The sequence below is a fragment of the Vibrio sp. Y2-5 genome, assembly GCF_014596725.1.
Lineage (GTDB): Bacteria > Pseudomonadota > Gammaproteobacteria > Enterobacterales > Vibrionaceae > Vibrio.
In genome coordinates, this window is record NZ_JACVEG010000001.1 from 394,853 (window position 1) to 413,045 (window position 18,193).

17 protein-coding genes are annotated in these 18,193 nt (G+C 44.6%); 11 read left to right on the forward strand and 6 right to left on the reverse strand.

Going from position 1 to position 18,193, the window contains the following annotated elements:
* Positions 1 to 5 precede the first annotated feature (5 nt).
* Together HUO09_RS01895 and HUO09_RS01900 are read right to left on the reverse strand one after the other, a co-directional pair.
* A complete protein-coding gene (locus tag HUO09_RS01895) occupies positions 6 to 227 on the reverse strand; it encodes a DUF2788 domain-containing protein (RefSeq protein ID WP_039424790.1) in 222 nt (73 codons plus the stop codon).
* A gap of 116 nt (positions 228 to 343) precedes the next feature.
* A complete protein-coding gene (locus HUO09_RS01900; protein ID WP_167412939.1) occupies positions 344 to 1,108 on the reverse strand; it encodes an alpha/beta fold hydrolase in 765 nt (254 codons plus the stop codon).
* A 92-nt stretch (positions 1,109 to 1,200) separates the two neighbouring features.
* Between HUO09_RS01900 and seqA the strand changes: the two genes are divergently transcribed.
* Positions 1,201 to 1,761, forward strand: a complete 561-nt coding sequence (gene seqA, locus HUO09_RS01905) for a replication initiation negative regulator SeqA (RefSeq protein ID WP_167412938.1) — start codon at positions 1,201 to 1,203, stop codon at positions 1,759 to 1,761.
* Positions 1,762 to 1,901: 140 nt separating this feature from the next.
* Positions 1,902 to 3,548: a phosphoglucomutase (alpha-D-glucose-1,6-bisphosphate-dependent) gene (pgm, locus tag HUO09_RS01910; RefSeq protein WP_188232801.1), complete on the forward strand. Its 1,647-nt coding sequence runs from the start codon at positions 1,902 to 1,904 to the stop codon at positions 3,546 to 3,548.
* A gap of 49 nt (positions 3,549 to 3,597) precedes the next feature.
* On the opposite strand, the gene HUO09_RS01915 is transcribed toward pgm, so the two are convergent.
* A complete protein-coding gene (locus HUO09_RS01915; protein WP_188232802.1) occupies positions 3,598 to 4,347 on the reverse strand; it encodes a DUF1853 family protein in 750 nt (249 codons plus the stop codon).
* Positions 4,348 to 4,419: 72 nt separating this feature from the next.
* On the opposite strand from HUO09_RS01915, the gene HUO09_RS01920 reads away from it, so the two are divergent.
* Positions 4,420 to 5,178: a Nif3-like dinuclear metal center hexameric protein gene (locus HUO09_RS01920; protein WP_188232803.1), complete on the forward strand. Its 759-nt coding sequence runs from the start codon at positions 4,420 to 4,422 to the stop codon at positions 5,176 to 5,178.
* A gap of 65 nt (positions 5,179 to 5,243) precedes the next feature.
* On the opposite strand, the gene HUO09_RS01925 is transcribed toward HUO09_RS01920, so the two are convergent.
* Entirely contained in the window at positions 5,244 to 6,533 is a 1,290-nt protein-coding gene (locus HUO09_RS01925) for a citrate synthase (RefSeq protein WP_167412934.1), read from the reverse strand.
* A gap of 394 nt (positions 6,534 to 6,927) precedes the next feature.
* Between HUO09_RS01925 and sdhC the strand changes: the two genes are divergently transcribed.
* The 8 genes from sdhC to sucD all read left to right on the forward strand — a co-directional run bounded on the left by sdhC (position 6,928) and on the right by sucD (position 16,517).
* The gene (gene sdhC / locus HUO09_RS01930; RefSeq protein ID WP_188232804.1) at positions 6,928 to 7,320 is read left to right on the forward strand and encodes a succinate dehydrogenase cytochrome b556 subunit; all 393 of its coding nucleotides are present in this window, start codon (positions 6,928 to 6,930) and stop codon (positions 7,318 to 7,320) included.
* A complete protein-coding gene (gene sdhD / locus HUO09_RS01935) occupies positions 7,314 to 7,658 on the forward strand; it encodes a succinate dehydrogenase, hydrophobic membrane anchor protein (protein ID WP_167412932.1) in 345 nt (114 codons plus the stop codon). Before sdhC ends, sdhD begins: the two co-directional genes overlap by 7 nt.
* A complete protein-coding gene (sdhA, locus tag HUO09_RS01940; protein WP_188232805.1) occupies positions 7,659 to 9,425 on the forward strand; it encodes a succinate dehydrogenase flavoprotein subunit in 1,767 nt (588 codons plus the stop codon).
* Positions 9,426 to 9,439: 14 nt separating this feature from the next.
* Positions 9,440 to 10,150: a succinate dehydrogenase iron-sulfur subunit gene (locus HUO09_RS01945; protein WP_167412930.1), complete on the forward strand. Its 711-nt coding sequence runs from the start codon at positions 9,440 to 9,442 to the stop codon at positions 10,148 to 10,150.
* An 89-nt stretch (positions 10,151 to 10,239) separates the two neighbouring features.
* On the forward strand, positions 10,240 to 13,050 hold the full coding sequence (gene sucA / locus HUO09_RS01950; RefSeq protein ID WP_167412929.1) for a 2-oxoglutarate dehydrogenase E1 component: 2,811 nt from the start codon (positions 10,240 to 10,242) through the stop codon (positions 13,048 to 13,050).
* A gap of 28 nt (positions 13,051 to 13,078) precedes the next feature.
* Entirely contained in the window at positions 13,079 to 14,287 is a 1,209-nt protein-coding gene (gene odhB / locus HUO09_RS01955; protein ID WP_167412928.1) for a 2-oxoglutarate dehydrogenase complex dihydrolipoyllysine-residue succinyltransferase, read from the forward strand.
* 191 nt (positions 14,288 to 14,478) lie between these two features.
* Complete coding sequence (gene sucC / locus HUO09_RS01960; protein WP_188232806.1) at positions 14,479 to 15,645, forward strand: ADP-forming succinate--CoA ligase subunit beta; 1,167 nt, start codon at positions 14,479 to 14,481, stop codon at positions 15,643 to 15,645.
* Positions 15,645 to 16,517, forward strand: coding sequence for a succinate--CoA ligase subunit alpha (sucD, locus tag HUO09_RS01965; protein ID WP_188232807.1), 873 nt, complete (start codon positions 15,645 to 15,647; stop codon positions 16,515 to 16,517). The genes sucC and sucD overlap by 1 nt, the downstream gene beginning before the upstream one ends.
* A gap of 73 nt (positions 16,518 to 16,590) precedes the next feature.
* Here sucD and znuB read toward each other — a convergent pair whose 3' ends face one another.
* Together znuB and znuC are read right to left on the reverse strand one after the other, a co-directional pair.
* The gene (znuB, locus tag HUO09_RS01970; protein ID WP_167413682.1) at positions 16,591 to 17,373 is read right to left on the reverse strand and encodes a zinc ABC transporter permease subunit ZnuB; all 783 of its coding nucleotides are present in this window, start codon (positions 17,371 to 17,373) and stop codon (positions 16,591 to 16,593) included.
* Positions 17,366 to 18,154, reverse strand: a complete 789-nt coding sequence (gene znuC / locus HUO09_RS01975) for a zinc ABC transporter ATP-binding protein ZnuC (protein WP_188232808.1) — start codon at positions 18,152 to 18,154, stop codon at positions 17,366 to 17,368. Before znuC ends, znuB begins: the two co-directional genes overlap by 8 nt.
* Between the last annotated feature and the right edge of the window lie 39 nt (positions 18,155 to 18,193).

Below are 18,193 nucleotides of genomic sequence, written 5' to 3' on the forward strand. Positions count from 1 at the left end.
GTGAATTAACCCAAGCCAGTGCCTTCCCAACTGAGTTGGATAAGACCTTTTGCGATAAAGCCTGCACAACCTAAAAATAGAACTAACCAAACAATACGACGGCCAAAAACCGGTACATTACCTTGTTTTAATACATCTTTAATCGCCATACCGATTAAGAAAAAGATAGATGCAAAAAGCAAGTCTAGCCCGATAGATTCGAGCATATTCATGTAGTCGTACAGCATGGGTATCCTTTATGCCAATTTGCTTGCGCGCACTATACCACTGTTATTAAGCAAAGTTAATGGATGCAACATTACCGAATTCACACTTAGTTGGCTTATTGGCTAAAAATTGCTCTTTAGTCAATAAACTTACGAATTGCGCGTAATACTTCTGCTGGTTTTTCTGCATGTAACCAGTGACCTGTGTTAGCAATGACGTGTGCTTTTGCCTGCTTAAACTGCGCTTGTATTTGAGGTTGATGCTCAGAGGTTAAATAGTCTGAGTTACCACCTTTAATAAACAGAGTTGGAACATCACAAGGAGCAATGGGTTCCCAGCCGATGATATTCGAGTAATTCTGTTTGATGCTCGGCACATTGAAACGCCAAGTCATATGATCATCTTGTTTAGTGAGCGATTTACCCAAGAACTGGCGAACACCGTCTTCTTCGATATGCTGTGCTAATAACGCCATAACTTCACTGCGTGAAGAAGGTTTACTTTCCAGTACGGCATCTAACCCTGCGATAACGGCATCATGTTTGCGTTTGCTGTACTTGACGGGAGACATATCAAGCACCACGAGTTTCTCTATTCTCGACGCATCAATATCCGCTAGCTTCATCGCGACTTTGCCACCCATTGAGTGACCAATCACAATTGCTTTTGCGATGTTGAGTGATTCAAGAAGCTGCTTTACATCGTTAGCCATAACTTCATAGTCGTGTTCATCACTATGAAAGGACTGACCATGGTTGCGCAGGTCAACACTCAGTACTTGGTGATCGATTTTTAAATCGCGGGCGAGTAACCCCAAATTGTCTAAGTTGCCAAATAAGCCGTGGATCAAAACAACGGTGTGACCCTCACCTTCGAGTTTATAATTTAGATGTGCTGACATTTTATCTTATTAGTGATTGGTTTAACGTAGAGTCTCGGCAAAGATCTCGCTATAATCCCTCAGAGTTTAAACATTGAGATTGTGAAAAGCGAATGAAAACAATAGAGGTTGATGAGGATCTATACCGCTACATCGCGGGTCAAACCCTTCATATCGGTGAGAGCGCGTCTGATATTTTGCGCCGTCTGTTGGATGTAGATAACAAGAGTGCATCTTCTGCCAAGCCAGAAGCTCCTGCTGTGTCTGCTGTAGCTGCTGAACCGAAAGGTATCGTTGTGAGTAAAGATGCTGCTCAAGAAACGAAAGTAGATAGCGTAAAAGAAATGCGCACTTTACTGATTTCTGATGAGTTTGCGGGATTAAAGAAAGCAGTCGACCGTTTTATGTTGGTGCTGTCCACACTTTACCGTATTGATTCGGCAAGTTTCTCTGACGCGATGTCAGTTAAAGGCCGTAAACGCGTGTATTTTGCTGACAACGAACAGACTTTATTGGCGAATGGTCAAACAACGAAGCCAAAAGCAATTCCTAATACGCCATTTTGGGTTATCACTAACAACAACACCAGTCGCAAACAGCAGATGGTTGAACAAGTGATGACGCTAATGAATTTCCCTGCGGACATTATCGAGAAAGTAACTAACGCTATCTAAAACGAAAGTTAACTAAAGAGAAAGCGCGATCTAAATCTCGAACTGAAAAACAAAAAAGTCTGATTCAAACCTCATAATGCACAATATAAAGTTCGTATTATGAGGTTTTATTTTGTCTGAATTTTAGAAAGGATGTCATTATGGCTATGCACCCACGAGCAGGGCAGAAAGCGCAACAAGAAGATTTACATAACATTCCTGCGTTAGTTGCAAACTACTTCCTCCTCCAACCAGAACCCAGTAATCCGGCTCACAAAGTAGAGTTCGGCACATCTGGTCACCGCGGTACGGCGGATAAATCTACTTTCAACGAAAATCATATTTTGGCGATTGCGCAGGCTGTGGTTGAGGTTCGTGCAGAACAAGGTACAAAAGGGCCTTTATTTGTCGGTAAAGATACTCACGCTCTTTCTGAACCTGCGTTTAGCTCGGTGATTGAAGTCCTGATTGCAAATGGTGTTGAAGTGATTGTTCAAGAAAACAACGGCTATACACCTACTCCGGGTATTTCTCATGCAATCCTGACTTACAACCTAAAGCATGACGAAAAAGCAGACGGTATTGTGATCACTCCGTCTCACAACCCACCTCAGGATGGTGGTATCAAATACAACCCGACCCATGGTGGTCCTGCTGAAGGTCAGTTAACCAAAGCGATAGAAGATCGCGCTAACCAAATCATTGCTAACAATATGCAAGATGTAAAACGTGTAGCGGTTAGCGAAGCAAAACAATCTCCGCTGTTCAAACAAGTGGATTTGGTGAAGCCTTATATTGATGACTTAGTCAACGTTATCGATATGGAAGCGATTCAAAAAGCCAACCTGAAAATTGGTGTTGATCCACTAGGTGGTAGCGGTATTGATTACTGGCGTCAAATTGGTAAGGCATACAATCTAGATTTAACGCTAGTGAGCGAAGCAATTGACCCAACGTTCCAGTTTATGTCTTTAGATAAAGATGGTGTGGTTCGTATGGACTGTTCATCACCTTATGCGATGGCTGGTCTGCTTGCGCTTAAAGATGAGTATGATCTGGCATTTGGTAATGACCCAGATTACGACCGCCACGGTATTGTTACGCCTAAAGGCCTGATGAATCCAAACCATTTCTTAGCGGTGTGTATCGATTACCTCTACCGTCATCGTGAAGGTTGGGGCAAAGAGGTTGCAGTTGGTAAAACACTGGTATCTAGCGCAATTATTGACAAAGTAGTCGCAGACCTTGGTCGTGAACTGTGCGAAGTACCAGTTGGCTTCAAATGGTTTGTGGATGGCTTATACAGCGGCAAATTTGGCTTTGGCGGCGAAGAAAGTGCAGGTGCTTCTTTCCTACGTAAAGATGGCACACCTTGGTCAACGGATAAAGACGGCATCATTTTATGCTTACTAGCGGCTGAAATTACCGCTGTGACGGGTAAAAACCCTCAGCAATATTATGATGAATTGGCAGCTAAGCACGGTGAATCGAGCTACAACCGGATTCAAGCGGTAGCAAATGGCCCTCAGAAAGACGTACTAAGTAAACTTTCTGCGGAAATGGTATCTGCTCAAACATTGGCTGGTGACCCAATTACCGCTCGTCTTACTCATGCTCCGGGTAATGGTGCAGCGATTGGCGGTTTGAAAGTAACCACTGAATTTGGTTGGTTCGCAGCTCGTCCGTCAGGCACTGAAGATATCTATAAAATTTACTGCGAGAGCTTCAAAGGCGAAGAGCACTTAGCTCAGATAGAGAAAGAAGCTCAAGAGATCGTAAATCAGGTGTTTAAAGCAGCTGGCTTATAAGCAACGAAAGTTGAGAAGAGGCGACTTGTTCGCCTCTTTTTTTATGCGTCTAATTCTTGGGCCACTCTTCCGGCATGATAAACCAGAAAACGCCTGATTCAGACTGACAGTGAACAAAGCCCGATTCAGAAGGTGTGTAAATAGGCGAGGATTCATTTCTACCCGTTAACCACTGAGACTTTTCTATCACATAAAGCCGCTCTTCAACCTGATCAACTTGAGATTGATAGCACCAGTGTCCTGATATCTGGCTCGAATTCAGCTTATATCCTCCACACTCAGTGGGTGTTGGCTCAGAATTGAAAGGGTTGATGTATAAGCGCCCTTGCATAAGTAGCCGGGGAACAGCGTTTTTCCATAACGGATAACGTTTGGAAAATTGTTCATGACTGGAGAGAGGGAGCTGATGTTCAAGCATATGAGCTAATTTTAGGTCCAGTCTATCCTGAGCATTAGGTCCATACCAAAATCCTTGATGCAGTAGATAAAATTTTACTGCGACTTCCCAATGTTCAAACTGTTCACTTTTTTTGTTCTTTAGAATGAAATCGACAGCACCGATGGTTTTACCTTCGTGGTTAAGTTGGATTTCTTCTGCGATGGAGCTATAAGTGGGGGCTAGTGTGAATAGTTTTGAACACAAGTGTTGATAAACAAATCCCAGACGTCGGTTTCCTCGATAAGGACCCCAGTCAACCTCTGCGTTATGAATGAAAGGAGGGGTACTGACAATTGGTGGTTTCGCTTCAAATAAAGAAGGCGTTGTAATCACCCAATCGAATAGCGGTTTTAAGTCCATGCTTTCGCCTGTCCATGCTTTACATTAGAATTGTTATAACCCTGCTATAGTCAATAAGCAATGGAAATTAAAATGAATAATTTACAATTAGAAGCCCATTTAAACGAGCTTCTATCTCCGCAGCTAATTAAAGATTACTGCCCAAACGGTCTTCAAATCGAAGGTAAAAAAGAAGTCAAAAAAATCATTACTGGTGTGACTGCATCTAAAGCGCTTATCGAAGAAGCGATTAAGCACAATGCTGATGCAATACTAGTTCACCACGGTTATTTCTGGAAAGGTGAGAGCGAGTCGATACGTGGAATGAAAGGTCAGCGTATTCGTCAGTTAATCAAAAATGACATCAACCTTTTTGCTTACCACCTGCCGTTAGATATTCATCCGGATCTGGGTAACAACGCACAGCTCGCCAAGTTATTGGAAATTAAAACTGAGGGTGGGTTAGAAGGTCACCCGCAATCTGTGGCCATGTTTGGTTCGTTCGAACACCCACTGACAGGTCAACAGATTGAGCAAAGAATCGCACAAGTGCTCAATCGTCAGCCTTTGCATATTGCACCAGAGTATGCGGATAAAGAAATAAAAACAGTAGGTTGGTGCACTGGAGGTGGTCAGGACTATATTGAATTGGCAGCTGCACAAGGGTTGGATGCGTTTATCTCTGGTGAGATTTCAGAGCGTACCACATACTCAGCACGTGAAATGAATATTCATTATTTTTCGGCAGGGCATCATGCAACCGAGCGTTACGGTGTTAAAGCTCTCGGTGAGTGGTTGGCAGATCAGCACGGTTTTGATGTGACTTTTATTGATATTGATAATCCAGTCTAGTCGGTCATTGAAATAAAAAGAGCGAGATAATATCTCGCTCTTTTTTCGTACGTATTAATGCGGAGTTATTCGCGCTCGTGTAGAGGCTCGAAATCACGCATTTTCAGACCAGTGTACAGCTGACGCGGACGACCGATACGGTTCGAAGGATCGCTGTGCATTTCGTTCCAGTGAGCAATCCAACCGATAGTACGAGACATCGCGAAGATTACGGTAAACATAGATACTGGGATACCAATCGCTTTAAGAATGATACCTGAGTAGAAGTCTACGTTCGGGTAAAGTTTCTTCTCGATGAAGTACTCATCAGAAAGTGCAATACGCTCAAGTTCCATAGCAACGTCCAGAAGTGGATCGTTGATATTAAGCTCTTTAAGAACGTCATGACATGCTTCACGCATAACCGTTGCGCGAGGGTCGTAGTTTTTGTAAACACGGTGACCGAAGCCCATTAGGCGGAACGGGTCATCTTTATCCTTAGCACGCTCAACGTATTCAGGAATTTTATCTACAGAACCGATCTCTTCAAGCATACGTAGACATGCTTCGTTAGCACCACCGTGAGCAGGACCCCAAAGAGAGGCAATACCTGCTGCAATACATGCAAACGGGTTAGCACCCGAAGAACCAGCTAGACGCACTGTCGAAGTTGATGCGTTTTGTTCATGGTCTGCGTGAAGGGTAAAGATTTTATCCATCGCGCGAGCAACCACAGGGTTTACGTCATACTCTTCACATGGTGTTGCAAACATCATATGCAGGAAGTTTTCTGCATAGCCAAGATCATTACGTGGGTAAATGAATGGTTGACCTACAGAGTACTTGTAACACATTGCTGCCAATGTTGGCATTTTAGACAGTAGACGGTATGCCGCAATTTCGCGGTGTTGGTCATTATTGATGTCTAAAGAGTCATGGTAGAAGGCTGCCAGAGCACCAACTACACCACACATAACGGCCATTGGGTGAGCATCACGACGGAAGCCGTGGAAGAAGCTTGCGATTTGCTCATGTACCATAGTGTGGCGAGTTACAATTTTCTTGAACTCGTCGTATTTTTCACGAGTAGGGGATTCACCGTAAAGAAGGATGTAACACACTTCTAAATAGTCGGCGTTATTGGCTAATTGATCGATAGGGTAACCGCGGTGTAGCAGAACACCTTTGTCGCCGTCGATGTAAGTGATTTGAGATTCACAGGATGCAGTGGCAAGAAAACCCGGGTCAAATGTAAAGTAGCCATTCGCTCCAAGTTTGCGAACATCGATTACTTGTGGGCCGATACTCCCGTCCATAATCGGCAGTTCAATTGGCGCTTTACCTTCAATATGAAGGGTCGCTTTCTTATCTGCCATAACAATCTCCTTTGTTTATTATTTAATCCGTCCAGGATGTTTTGTGTGCCTTTTTTTACGTCTGATCTACATCAAAGTCAATTTTCTTCATCTGATGTGTGCACTTTCTTTGATTTTTTATACATATAAAGTTAAAAATCTGTTCTATGTAGCAAAAATTGTTACATCAATTGTATTAGAATGTTGCCAGCCGTATATTGGCGCAGTTAATTTTGGTGGAAACCTTATAAATTCAAGGCTAGAAACAATTAGAATGAGAGGTTTTTATTCTGGTTGTTAACAATTTATTTACAATTTAAGTGCTAGATATGGCGGTTATTTGTTAAGTAAGTGTTAAGTTTTATGGCTTTGCCACCAAAAAACATCCATAACTATAAATGCTCAATGGAGCTGAGTGAGCAAGCCCGTGAAAGAAAGAAAGTCAAGACCTGTTAATTTAGATTTACAGACCATTAGCTTTCCGATTAGCGCAATCGCATCAATCCTTCACCGTGTGTCAGGGGTTATTACGTTTGTCGCTGTCGGCATACTGCTTTGGTTACTATCCTTATCATTATCTTCGCCACAAGGCTTCATGGACGCGAGTCATCTTGTAGGTGGTTTTTTTGCCAAGTTTATTCTTTGGGGCATTTTAACCGCTTTGGCCTACCACATTGCTGGTGGTATTCGTCATTTATTGATGGATCTTGGTCATTTCGAGGAGCTTGAATCTGGAGCAATGAGTGCGAAAGTTGCTTTCGCTGCAACAGCCGTTCTATCTGTATTGGCGGGGATCTTGGTATGGTAAAAAACGTTTCTTCATTCGGTCGCAATGGAGTTCATGATTTCTTACTAATTCGCTCTACCGCGATCATCATGACTCTTTATACGATCTATCTCGTGAGTTTCTGCGCTTTCACAGATATCTCATATGTCTCATGGACGTCCTTCTTTGGAGGTACGTTTACTAAAGTCTTCACAATGTTGGCGTTAGTTTCAGTTCTTATCCACGGCTGGATTGGCTTATGGCAAGTACTAACTGACTACGTAAAGTGTTCAAAACTTCGTGGCGGTCTTCAATTAGTCGTCATTGCAATTCTGTTTGGATACTTCTTCTCTGGCCTGTTTGTTTTGTGGGGTGCGTAAGTGACTATTCCTGTTCGTGAGTTTGATGCCGTAGTAATCGGCGCTGGTGGTGCTGGCATGCGTGCTGCACTGCAAATTTCTGAGCAAGGCCTATCTTGTGCTTTGCTATCTAAAGTATTCCCAACTCGTTCACACACAGTATCTGCTCAAGGTGGTATTACCGTTGCTCTTGGTAACTCTCACAAAGATAACTGGCAGTGGCACATGTACGATACGGTAAAAGGTTCTGATTACATCGGTGACCAAAACGCTATCGAATATATGTGTAAGAACGGTCCTGAATCTGTTATCGAACTAGAGCGTATGGGGCTGCCATTCTCTCGTTTTGAAGATGGTTCAATCTATCAACGTCCGTTTGGTGGTCAATCTAAAGAGTTTGGTGGTGAGCAAGCTGCTCGTACAGCGGCTGCGGCAGACCGTACTGGTCACGCGCTACTGCACACTCTTTACCAACAAAACATCAAACATAAGACAACCATTTTCTCTGAGTGGTACGCACTGGATTTAGTGAAGAACCAAGATGGTGCCATCTTAGGTTGTACTGCTCTATGTATGGAAACTGGTGAGATTTGTTACTTCAAATCTAAAGCAACGATTCTGGCAACAGGTGGTGCGGGTCGTATCTACGCGTCTACGACTAACGCTCATATCAATACTGGTGACGGTGTGGGTATGGCACTGCGTGCTGGCGTACCAATGCAAGACATGGAAATGTGGCAATTCCACCCAACTGGTATTGCAGGTGCGGGTGTACTGGTAACGGAAGGTTGTCGTGGTGAAGGTGGTTACCTTCTAAATAAAGACGGCGAACGTTTCATGGAACGTTATGCTCCAAACGCAAAAGACCTAGCGGGTCGCGACGTTGTTGCTCGTTCAATGATGATTGAAATTCGTGAAGGTCGTGGTTGTGATGGCCCTTGGGGTCCACACATCAAACTGAAACTGGATCACCTAGGTAGAGATGTTCTTGAATCTCGTCTACCAGGTATCTGTGAGCTTTCTCGTACCTTTGCTCACGTTGATCCAGTAAAAGAACCAATTCCAGTTATCCCAACCTGTCACTACATGATGGGTGGTGTACCAACGCAAGTTTCTGGTCAAGCGATCAAACAAGATGCTTCTGGTAAAGATATGGAAGTTCAAGGCTTGTTCGCTTGTGGTGAGATTGCATCAGTATCTGTTCACGGTGCAAACCGTCTGGGTGGTAACTCACTGCTTGACCTAGTGGTATTCGGTCGTGCAACCGGTCTTCACCTAGGTGAAGCTCTTGCGGCGCAATCAGAAGCACGTCCAGCAACTGAATCGGATATCGAAGCTTCACTAGCGCGTACCATGCGTTGGGAAAATAGCAAAGGTGGCGAAGACCCATTCCAAATCCGTAAAGACCTACAACGCTGCATGCAAAACAGCTTCTCGGTATTCCGTGAAGGTGATGCAATGGCACAAGGTCTAGAAGAGCTGAAAGTGATTCGTGAACGCCTAAAAGAAGCTCATCTTTCAGACAAGTCTTCTGAGTTCAACACTCAACGTATTGAGTGTCTAGAGCTAGATAACTTGATGGAAACAGCATTCTCAACGGCTGTTGCGGCGAACTACCGTACAGAAAGCCGTGGCGCACATGCTCGCTTCGATTTCCCAGACCGTGATGATGCTAACTGGCTATGTCACTCTATCTATAACCCAGAGACGGAACAGATGAGCAAGCGTGATGTAAACATGACGCCTGTGCATCGTGAAGCGTTCCCTCCAAAAATCCGTACATACTAAGGGAGGATTAACCAATGAAATTGAACTTCTCTTTGTATCGTTACAATCCGGATGTAGACAACAAGCCGTATATGAAAGACTATGTGCTTGAGGTTAAAGAAGGTTCGGATATGATGGTTCTTGATGCACTGATTTTGCTGAAAGAACAAGATCCTACAATCGCATTCCGTCGTTCATGTCGTGAAGGTGTTTGTGGTTCCGATGGTTTAAACATGAATGGTAAAAACGGTCTGGCATGTATCACGCCTTTATCTGCTCTGAAAGGCGATAAGATAGTGATTCGTCCACTACCTGGTTTGCCAGTTGTTCGTGACTTGATCGTTGATATGACCCAGTTCTATGACAACTATGCAAAAGTAAAACCGTTCCTGATCTCTGAAGGTGATTTGCCACCTTCACGTGAAAACTTACAGTCTCCTGAAGAGCGAGCGCATTTAGATGGTCTGTACGAATGTATCATGTGTGCATGTTGTACAACTTCATGTCCGTCGTTCTGGTGGAACCCTGATAAGTTTATTGGTCCTGCAGGTCTTTTAGCTGCTTATCGATGGTTAATTGATAGCCGTGACACAGCGACAGATGAACGCTTATCTAATCTTGATGATGCATTCAGCGTTTTTCGTTGCCATGGCATCATGAATTGTGTAAGTGTCTGTCCTAAAGGGTTAAATCCGACGAAAGCAATCGGCCACATTAAATCGATGCTGATTAATCGTTCTGTTTAAATAGTCACAAGATTGCAGGCCTTAGGGCCTGCCTTTGTAGCTCGGCGTAGACCGAAGCAAACGTGAAACCTACTAGTTAAGGGAAAATAATGCACAACGGCGTGATGAAGGCATGGCTCGAGTCTTCACACTTGGCTGGCGCCAATGCAACTTATGTAGAAGATATCTACGAACTGTATCTAAGTGATCCCGATCTGGTAAGTGAGGAGTGGAAACGTGTTTTTGATGGTCTGCCTACGCAGCCTGACAATGTGGTTGAACAACCGCATTCACGTGTCCGTGATTACTTCCGACGACTCGCTCAAGAGACAAAGCATTACAATGTCCAAGTTAGTGACCCCGAAGTCGATGCAAAACAAGTAAAAGTATTACAGCTTATCAATGCTTACCGCTTCCGCGGACATGAAGCTGCTAAACTTGACCCCCTAAATTTGTGGAAACGCCCACCTGTGGCGGAATTGGATCCTGCTTTCCACAATCTTACCGAAGATGATATGGAAGAAACCTTTAACGTTGGTTCTTTTGCCGTTGGCACAGAAACCATGAAGTTAAAGGACATCTACAAATCTCTAGAACAGACTTATTGTGGTTCTATCGGTGCTGAATACATGCACATGACAGACACTGAGCAAAAGCGTTGGATCCAACAACGTTTAGAATCAGTAGTCGGTCAGCCATCTTTTACTCTTGAAGAGAAAACTACTTTCCTTGATGAATTAACCGCAGCGGAAGGCCTTGAGCGCTACTTAGGCGCAAAATTCCCAGGCGCGAAACGATTCTCACTGGAAGGTGGTGATGCATTAATCCCAATGACTAAAGAGCTGATTCGTCATGCTGGTAAAAACGGTATGCGTGAAGTTGTTGTTGGTATGGCGCACCGTGGTCGCTTGAATATGCTCGTTAACGTTTTGGGTAAAAAACCTCAAGGCTTGTTTGATGAGTTTGCTGGCAAGCACGACGAAACATGGGGTACAGGTGACGTTAAATATCACCAAGGTTTCTCAGCGGATTTCGCAACTCCCGGTGGCGATGTCCACCTAGCACTGGCGTTTAACCCTTCTCACCTTGAGATTGTAAACCCAGTAGTAATGGGCTCAGTGCGCGCACGTCAAGATCGTCTAGGCGATGAAGATGGCAGCAAAGTACTTCCTATTACGATTCACGGTGACTCTGCGGTTGCAGGTCAAGGTGTCGTAGCTGAAACATTTAACATGTCACAGGCTCGTGGTTACTGTGTTGGCGGTACGGTTCGTATCGTGGTGAATAACCAAGTTGGTTTCACGACTTCAAACCCTCGCGACACCCGCTCTACGATGTACTGTACTGACATCGCGAAAATGGTTCAGGCGCCAATCTTCCACGTTAACTCTGATGATCCAGAAGCGGTTGCTTTCGTAACTCGCATTGCCCTCGACTACCGTAATGAGTTCAAACGTGATGTTGTAATTGACCTAGTTTGTTACCGTCGCCATGGTCACAACGAAGCTGATGAGCCAAATGCAACTCAGCCTTTGATGTACCAAAAAATCAAAAAACACCCAACACCACGTAAGCTATACGCTGATGTGCTGATCGATCGTAAAGAATGCGATATTGAGACAGCCACTCAATTAGTGAATGAATATCGTGATGCATTGGATCGTGGTGAAGTCGTCGTTAAAGAATGGCGTCCAATGGCAATGCACTCAGTAGACTGGTCTCCGTATTTAGGCCACGACTGGAATATTGATTGGGACAGCCAAATTGATCTTGACCGCCTGAAAGAGCTTGCTTCACGTACTTGTGCGCATCCAGAGAGTCATAAACTACAAAGTCGTGTGGAAAAAATCTACAACGACCGTAAGTCAATGATTACTGGTGAGAAGAAACTTGATTGGGGTATGGCGGAAACGCTGGCTTACGCAACTTTGGTTGATATCGGTAAGCGAATTCGTATCTCTGGTCAGGATTCTGGTCGTGGTACTTTCTTCCACCGTCATTCGGTTCTACACAACCAAGCAGACGCGAGCACGTACATTCCTTTAGCTAATATTCATGACAATCAAGGTCCATTCGAAGTTCTGGACTCAGTATTGTCCGAAGAAGCGGTATTGGCATTTGAATATGGTTATGCGACAGCGGAACCTGGCGGTTTAACGATTTGGGAAGCACAGTTTGGTGACTTCGCGAACGGCGCTCAGGTTGTTATCGACCAATTCATCTCTTCTGGTGAACAGAAGTGGGCTCGCCTATGTGGATTGACTATGCTGTTGCCTCACGGCTACGAAGGTCAAGGTCCAGAGCACTCATCTGCACGTCTAGAACGTTACCTGCAGCTATGTGCAGAGCAAAACATGCAAGTTATCGTACCTTCTACACCAGCACAGGTTTACCACATGCTGCGTCGTCAGGTTGTACGTAAGATGCGTCGTCCGCTCATTGTTATGTCACCAAAATCTCTGCTTCGTCATCCTCTATGTGTGTCAAGCATGGAAGAGCTAGCGCAAGGAACATTCTTGCCAGCTATCGGTGAAATTGACGATTTGAACCCTGCTAACGTTAAACGCGTTGTATTCTGTTCAGGTAAAGTTTACTACGACTTGTTAGAGCAACGTCGTAGCAATGAACAAGATGATGTTGCTATCGTTCGTATTGAACAGCTTTACCCATTCCCGATGGAAGAAGTACAAGCGGCTATCGAACAATACACCAATGCTGTTGATTATGTTTGGTGCCAAGAAGAGCCTCAAAACCAAGGCGCTTGGTACTGTAGTCAACACAATTTCCGTGCGGCGATTCCAGCAGGCGCCGATTTGAAATATGCAGGCCGTCCTGCTTCTGCATCACCAGCAGTAGGCTATATGTCGGTACACTTGAAGCAACAGAAAGCGTTAGTTGATGACGCTCTGAACATAGCTTAAGAACTAGAAGTAAAAGGAAGAGACAGATATGACAATTGAAATTCTGGTTCCAGACTTACCTGAATCAGTAGCGGACGCAACTGTCGCGACTTGGCACAAAAAACCGGGTGATACGGTTGCTCGTGACGAAGTCATTGTTGAAATCGAAACTGATAAAGTTGTTTTAGAAGTACCAGCTCCAGAAGAGGGTGTACTAGAAGCGATTCTTGAAGAAGAAGGTGCAACCGTTCTTTCTAAACAACTACTTGCACGCCTAACTCCTGGAGTTGTAGCAGGCGAGCCAACTAAAGACTCAGCGGATTCAAGCACAGCTTCTCCAGACAAACGCCACAAAGCGACGTTGACTGAAGAAACGAATGACGCACTAAGTCCAGCAGTTCGTCGTCTTCTTGCAGAACACAGCTTAGAAGCGAGTGACGTGAAAGGTTCTGGTGTAGGTGGTCGCATTACACGTGAAGACATCGAAGCGCACCTAGCAGCAAACAAAGCAGCGCCAGCACCTGTTGCGGAAGAAGCAGCGCCAGCTGCGGTTGCAGCTCGTAGCGAAAAACGCGTACCGATGACTCGTCTTCGTAAGCGTATTGCCGAGCGTCTGCTTGAAGCGAAGAACAGCACTGCAATGTTGACGACGTTCAACGAAGTCAACATGAAGCCTATTATGGATCTTCGTGCGCAGTATCAAGACCAATTTGAGAAGCGCCACGGCATTCGTCTTGGTTTTATGTCTTTCTACGTGAAAGCCGTAACAGAAGCTCTAAAACGTTACCCAGAAGTGAATGCTTCATTGGATGGCGACGACATCGTTTACCACAACTTCTTTGATATCAGTATTGCGGTATCAACACCTCGTGGTTTGGTGACGCCAGTGCTTAGAGATGCGGATACGCTTGGGTTTGCTCAAGTTGAAAAAGGCATCAAAGAACTCGCACTTAAAGGTCGTGACGGTAAGTTGACGGTAGATGAATTAGTGGGTGGTAACTTCACTATCACTAACGGTGGTGTCTTTGGCTCGCTAATGTCTACGCCAATCATCAACCCACCACAAGCAGCAATCTTGGGTATGCACAAGATCCAAGATCGCGCGATGGTAGTGGACGGCAAGATTGAAATCTTACCTATGATGTACCTAGCACTATCTTACGATCACCGTTTAATCGATGGCCGTGAGTCAGTCGGCTTCTTAGTAACCGTTAAGGAACTACTAGAAGATCCTGCACGTCTGCTATTAGACATTTAATATCGCTAAAACGTCTAGTTGCCCTAGGGTGACTAGACGCCCATAGCGCCCAAGGCTAGACTGCCCAACATCTGGCCTTCATATAAGTTTCAACGACTTATTTGTAAAGCCCTACGAACGCGAACGCAGCCAAGACTGTAGCGTTATGGAAATAATAATTCCTTCAAAGGAAGAACAAACGGAATATCAAAATGAATTTGCATGAATACCAAGCCAAACAGCTGTTTGCAGAATTTGGATTGCCTGTACCAGAAGGTTATGCATGTGATACGCCTCAAGAAGCTTTCGAAGCAGCAGGCCGTATCAGTACAGCAAAAAAAGTCGTTAAGTGTCAGGTTCACGCAGGCGGTCGCGGTAAAGCGGGCGGTGTAGAACTTCACGATACTAAAGAAGGCGTTAAAGAGTTCGCTCAAAAGTGGTTAGGTAAAAACCTAGTTACTTACCAAACAGACGCAAATGGTCAGCCTGTTGCTAAGATTCTGGTTGAAGAAGCGTCAAACATCGCAAATGAACTGTACCTAGGTGCAGTTGTTGACCGTGCTACACGTAAAATTGTGTTCATGGCGTCAACAGAAGGTGGTGTAGAAATTGAAAAAGTTGCTGAAGAAACGCCAGAGTTAATTCACAAAGCAGCAATTGATCCACTCGTAGGCCCTCAAGCTTACCAAGGCCGTGAACTTGCGTTCAAACTGGGTCTTGCAGGTGACCAAATTAAACAATTCGTTAAGATCTTCTTAGGTCTTGGCCAAATGTTCTCTCAGTACGATCTAGCTCTACTAGAGATCAACCCGCTTGTTATTACTGGCGAAGGCAACCTATTGTGCCTAGACGGTAAAATCAACATCGACTCAAACGCTATGTACCGTCAACCTAAACTGCGTGAAATGCACGATCCTTCACAGGAAGACGAGCGTGAAGCACACGCAGCTCAGTGGGAACTGAACTACGTAGCTCTAGACGGTAACGTTGGCTGTATGGTTAACGGTGCTGGTCTGGCAATGGGTACAATGGACATTGTTAACCTACACGGTGGCAAACCTGCAAACTTCCTAGATGTAGGTGGTGGTGCAACGAAAGAGCGTGTAGCTGAAGCATTTAAGATCATCCTATCTGATGATAATGTGAAAGCCGTTCTAGTAAACATCTTTGGTGGTATCGTACGCTGTGACATGATCGCAGAAGGTATTATCGGAGCTGTGAAAGAAGTTGGCGTAAACGTTCCGGTTGTTGTTCGTCTTGAAGGTACGAACGCGGTACTTGGTCGCGAAGTTCTTGCAAGTTCTGGTCTTGATATCATTGCAGCTGAGTCGCTAACTGACGCAGCTCAGAAAGTTGTTGCTGCTGCGGAGGGCAAATAATGTCTGTACTTATTAACAAAGATACTAAAGTGATCTGCCAAGGTTTCACTGGTGGACAAGGTACTTTCCACTCTGAGCAAGCGATCGCTTACGGAACGCAAATGGTCGGTGGTGCTTCTCCGGGTAAAGGTGGTCAAACTCACCTAGGTCTACCTGTGTTCAACACTGTACGCGAAGCAGTAGAAGCAACTGGCGCTACAGCGACAGTAATCTACGTACCAGCAGCATTCTGTAAAGATGCAATTCTAGAAGCTATTGATGCAGGTATTCAGCTAATCGTAACAATCACTGAAGGCATTCCAACCATCGATATGATCGATGTGAAAGTGAAGCTGGAAGAAACTGGCGTACGTATGATCGGTCCTAACTGTCCGGGTGTTATCACGCCTGATGAATGTAAGATTGGTATCATGCCAGGTCACATTCATAAGAAAGGTAAAGTAGGTATCGTATCTCGTTCAGGTACTCTGACTTATGAAGCTGTTAAACAGACGACTGACGAAGGTTTTGGCCAGTCTACGTGTGTTGGTATCGGTGGTGACCCAATTCCTGGTTCAAACTTTATCGATATTCTAAAACTGTTCCAAGAAGACCCAGAAACTGAAGCAATCGTAATGATTGGCGAAATCGGTGGTACTGCGGAAGAAGAAGCGGCAGCGTTCATCAAAGAAAACGTGACTAAGCCTGTTGTTTCTTATATTGCGGGTGTGACTGCTCCTCCGGGTAAACGTATGGGCCACGCTGGTGCGATTATCTCTGGTGGTAAAGGTACGGCTGACGAGAAGTTTGCTGCACTAGAGTCAGCTGGCGTGAAAACGGTTAAGAGCCTAGCGGACATCGGTAAAGCTCTACGTGAAGTTACCGGCTGGTAATTTCATCCAAGATAAAGAAAACCCAAGCTTAGGCTTGGGTTTTTTATTGGAAGCTTTACTGTATTAAAGAAAATTAACTTCTTTTTACGATATGGCTCAGCATGAACAGTGTGCTTGCGCTAATAACAACTGACGGACCGGCTGGTGTGTCGAAGTGCCAAGATAAAGTCAGTCCGCACAGTACGCTGATGATGCCGATCAGAGCGGCAAACAGTGCCATTTGCTCTGGTGTTTGAGCCAGTCGTCTTGCGGTGGCTGCCGGAATTATAAGCAGTGACGTCATGATCAGAGCACCGACGAACTTCATCCCAACAGCAATCACCAAACCAACTAATAACATGAGTACCAAACGCATCAGGTCAATGTTGATGCCTTCTACCGAAGCAAGTTCTTCATTAACACTGCTTGAGAGCAATGGCCGCCAAAACAGATACAGAATCGCACCTACAATGACCACTCCGCTCCAGATAAAGATTAGGTCAGAAGGGTTTACTGCAAGTAGATCGCCGAACAGATAACTCATTAAATCGATACGAACGTTGTCTAGAAAACTAACAGCAATCAGACCGAGCGATAGTGAGCTGTGAGCCAATATGCCGAGTAGTGTATCGGTAGCAACCAACTGCTGCTTTTGCAGCGTCACTAAAATGAAGGCCAATCCTAAACAACAAATAAGCAGCGCGAAGTAAAGGTTGATGTCCAAAAGAAAGCCCAACGCAAGCCCCATAAGAGAGGCGTGAGCTAACGTGTCGCCGAAGTAGGCCATTTTGCGCCAAACGACAAAAGAACCTAGTGGTCCTGCAATAATCGCAATACCAATACCAGCAAGAATCGATGGAAGTAGAAATTCAATCATGTTGATGATGACCATGGGAGTGGTGAGAACATGTACCAGCATCGCCTTTTACAGGTTGACCAGAAAGATCGTGATGATGGTGCTCATGGTTATGATGATAAAACGCCAATGTTTCTCTGCTACGGTCACCGAACAAAGCAATATAACTTGGGTGTTTGGTGATGTGCTCTGGTGTGCCGGAACAACACACGTGGTGATGCAAACAAATCACCTCATCAGTTTTTGCCATTACCAGATGAAGATCATGGGAAACCATAAATACACCACAGCCGAAACGCTGACGAATGGTATTAATTAAATCGTATAAGTCAATTTGACCTTGCACGTCAACACCTTGAGCCGGTTCATCCAATACTAAGATGTCCGGTCTTTGTAGCAAAGCTCGTGCAAGCAGTACTCGTTGGTTTTCACCACCTGAGAGTTTGTGCATATCATTTTTTGCCAAATGTTCGGCACCAACCAGTCTCATCGCTTCGGTGAGTTCCTGACGGCTATACTTACCAGCGAGTTTAAGAAAACGTTCTACGGTGAGTGGTAACGTATCGTTAAGTTTAAGTTTCTGCGGGACGTAGCCAATCTTTACATTTTTAGCTTTGACGATATTACCTGAAGTCGGTGTATGAAGACCGAGTAGTACTCTAACTAAAGTCGATTTTCCTGCTCCATTTGGTCCGATAAGGGTCGTTATCTTTCCTTTTGAAAGAGCAAGGTTGACGCGATCTAATACTCGGAGTTGGTTGAAATCTACGCAGATATCTTGCAACTCAATAAGCGCTGACATTAATGGAACTCATTTGCAATTGACTGATGTTATAATGTA

Bases quoted from the DNA above. Each gene is read 5' to 3' on its own strand.
- HUO09_RS01895 (WP_039424790.1), bottom strand. From the start codon at position 227: ATGCTGTACGACTACATGAATATGCTCGAATCTATCGGGCTAGACTTG.
- HUO09_RS01900 (WP_167412939.1), bottom strand. From the start codon at position 1,108: ATGTCAGCACATCTAAATTATAAACTCGAAGGTGAGGGTCACACCGTT.
- seqA (WP_167412938.1), top strand. From the start codon at position 1,201: ATGAAAACAATAGAGGTTGATGAGGATCTATACCGCTACATCGCGGGT.
- pgm (WP_188232801.1), top strand. From the start codon at position 1,902: ATGGCTATGCACCCACGAGCAGGGCAGAAAGCGCAACAAGAAGATTTA.
- HUO09_RS01915 (WP_188232802.1), bottom strand. From the start codon at position 4,347: ATGGACTTAAAACCGCTATTCGATTGGGTGATTACAACGCCTTCTTTA.
- HUO09_RS01920 (WP_188232803.1), top strand. From the start codon at position 4,420: ATGAATAATTTACAATTAGAAGCCCATTTAAACGAGCTTCTATCTCCG.
- HUO09_RS01925 (WP_167412934.1), bottom strand. From the start codon at position 6,533: ATGGCAGATAAGAAAGCGACCCTTCATATTGAAGGTAAAGCGCCAATT.
- sdhD (WP_167412932.1), top strand. From the start codon at position 7,314: ATGGTAAAAAACGTTTCTTCATTCGGTCGCAATGGAGTTCATGATTTC.
- HUO09_RS01945 (WP_167412930.1), top strand. From the start codon at position 9,440: ATGAAATTGAACTTCTCTTTGTATCGTTACAATCCGGATGTAGACAAC.
- sucA (WP_167412929.1), top strand. From the start codon at position 10,240: ATGCACAACGGCGTGATGAAGGCATGGCTCGAGTCTTCACACTTGGCT.
- odhB (WP_167412928.1), top strand. From the start codon at position 13,079: ATGACAATTGAAATTCTGGTTCCAGACTTACCTGAATCAGTAGCGGAC.
- sucC (WP_188232806.1), top strand. From the start codon at position 14,479: ATGAATTTGCATGAATACCAAGCCAAACAGCTGTTTGCAGAATTTGGA.
- sucD (WP_188232807.1), top strand. From the start codon at position 15,645: ATGTCTGTACTTATTAACAAAGATACTAAAGTGATCTGCCAAGGTTTC.
- znuB (WP_167413682.1), bottom strand. From the start codon at position 17,373: ATGATTGAATTTCTACTTCCATCGATTCTTGCTGGTATTGGTATTGCG.
- znuC (WP_188232808.1), bottom strand. From the start codon at position 18,154: ATGTCAGCGCTTATTGAGTTGCAAGATATCTGCGTAGATTTCAACCAA.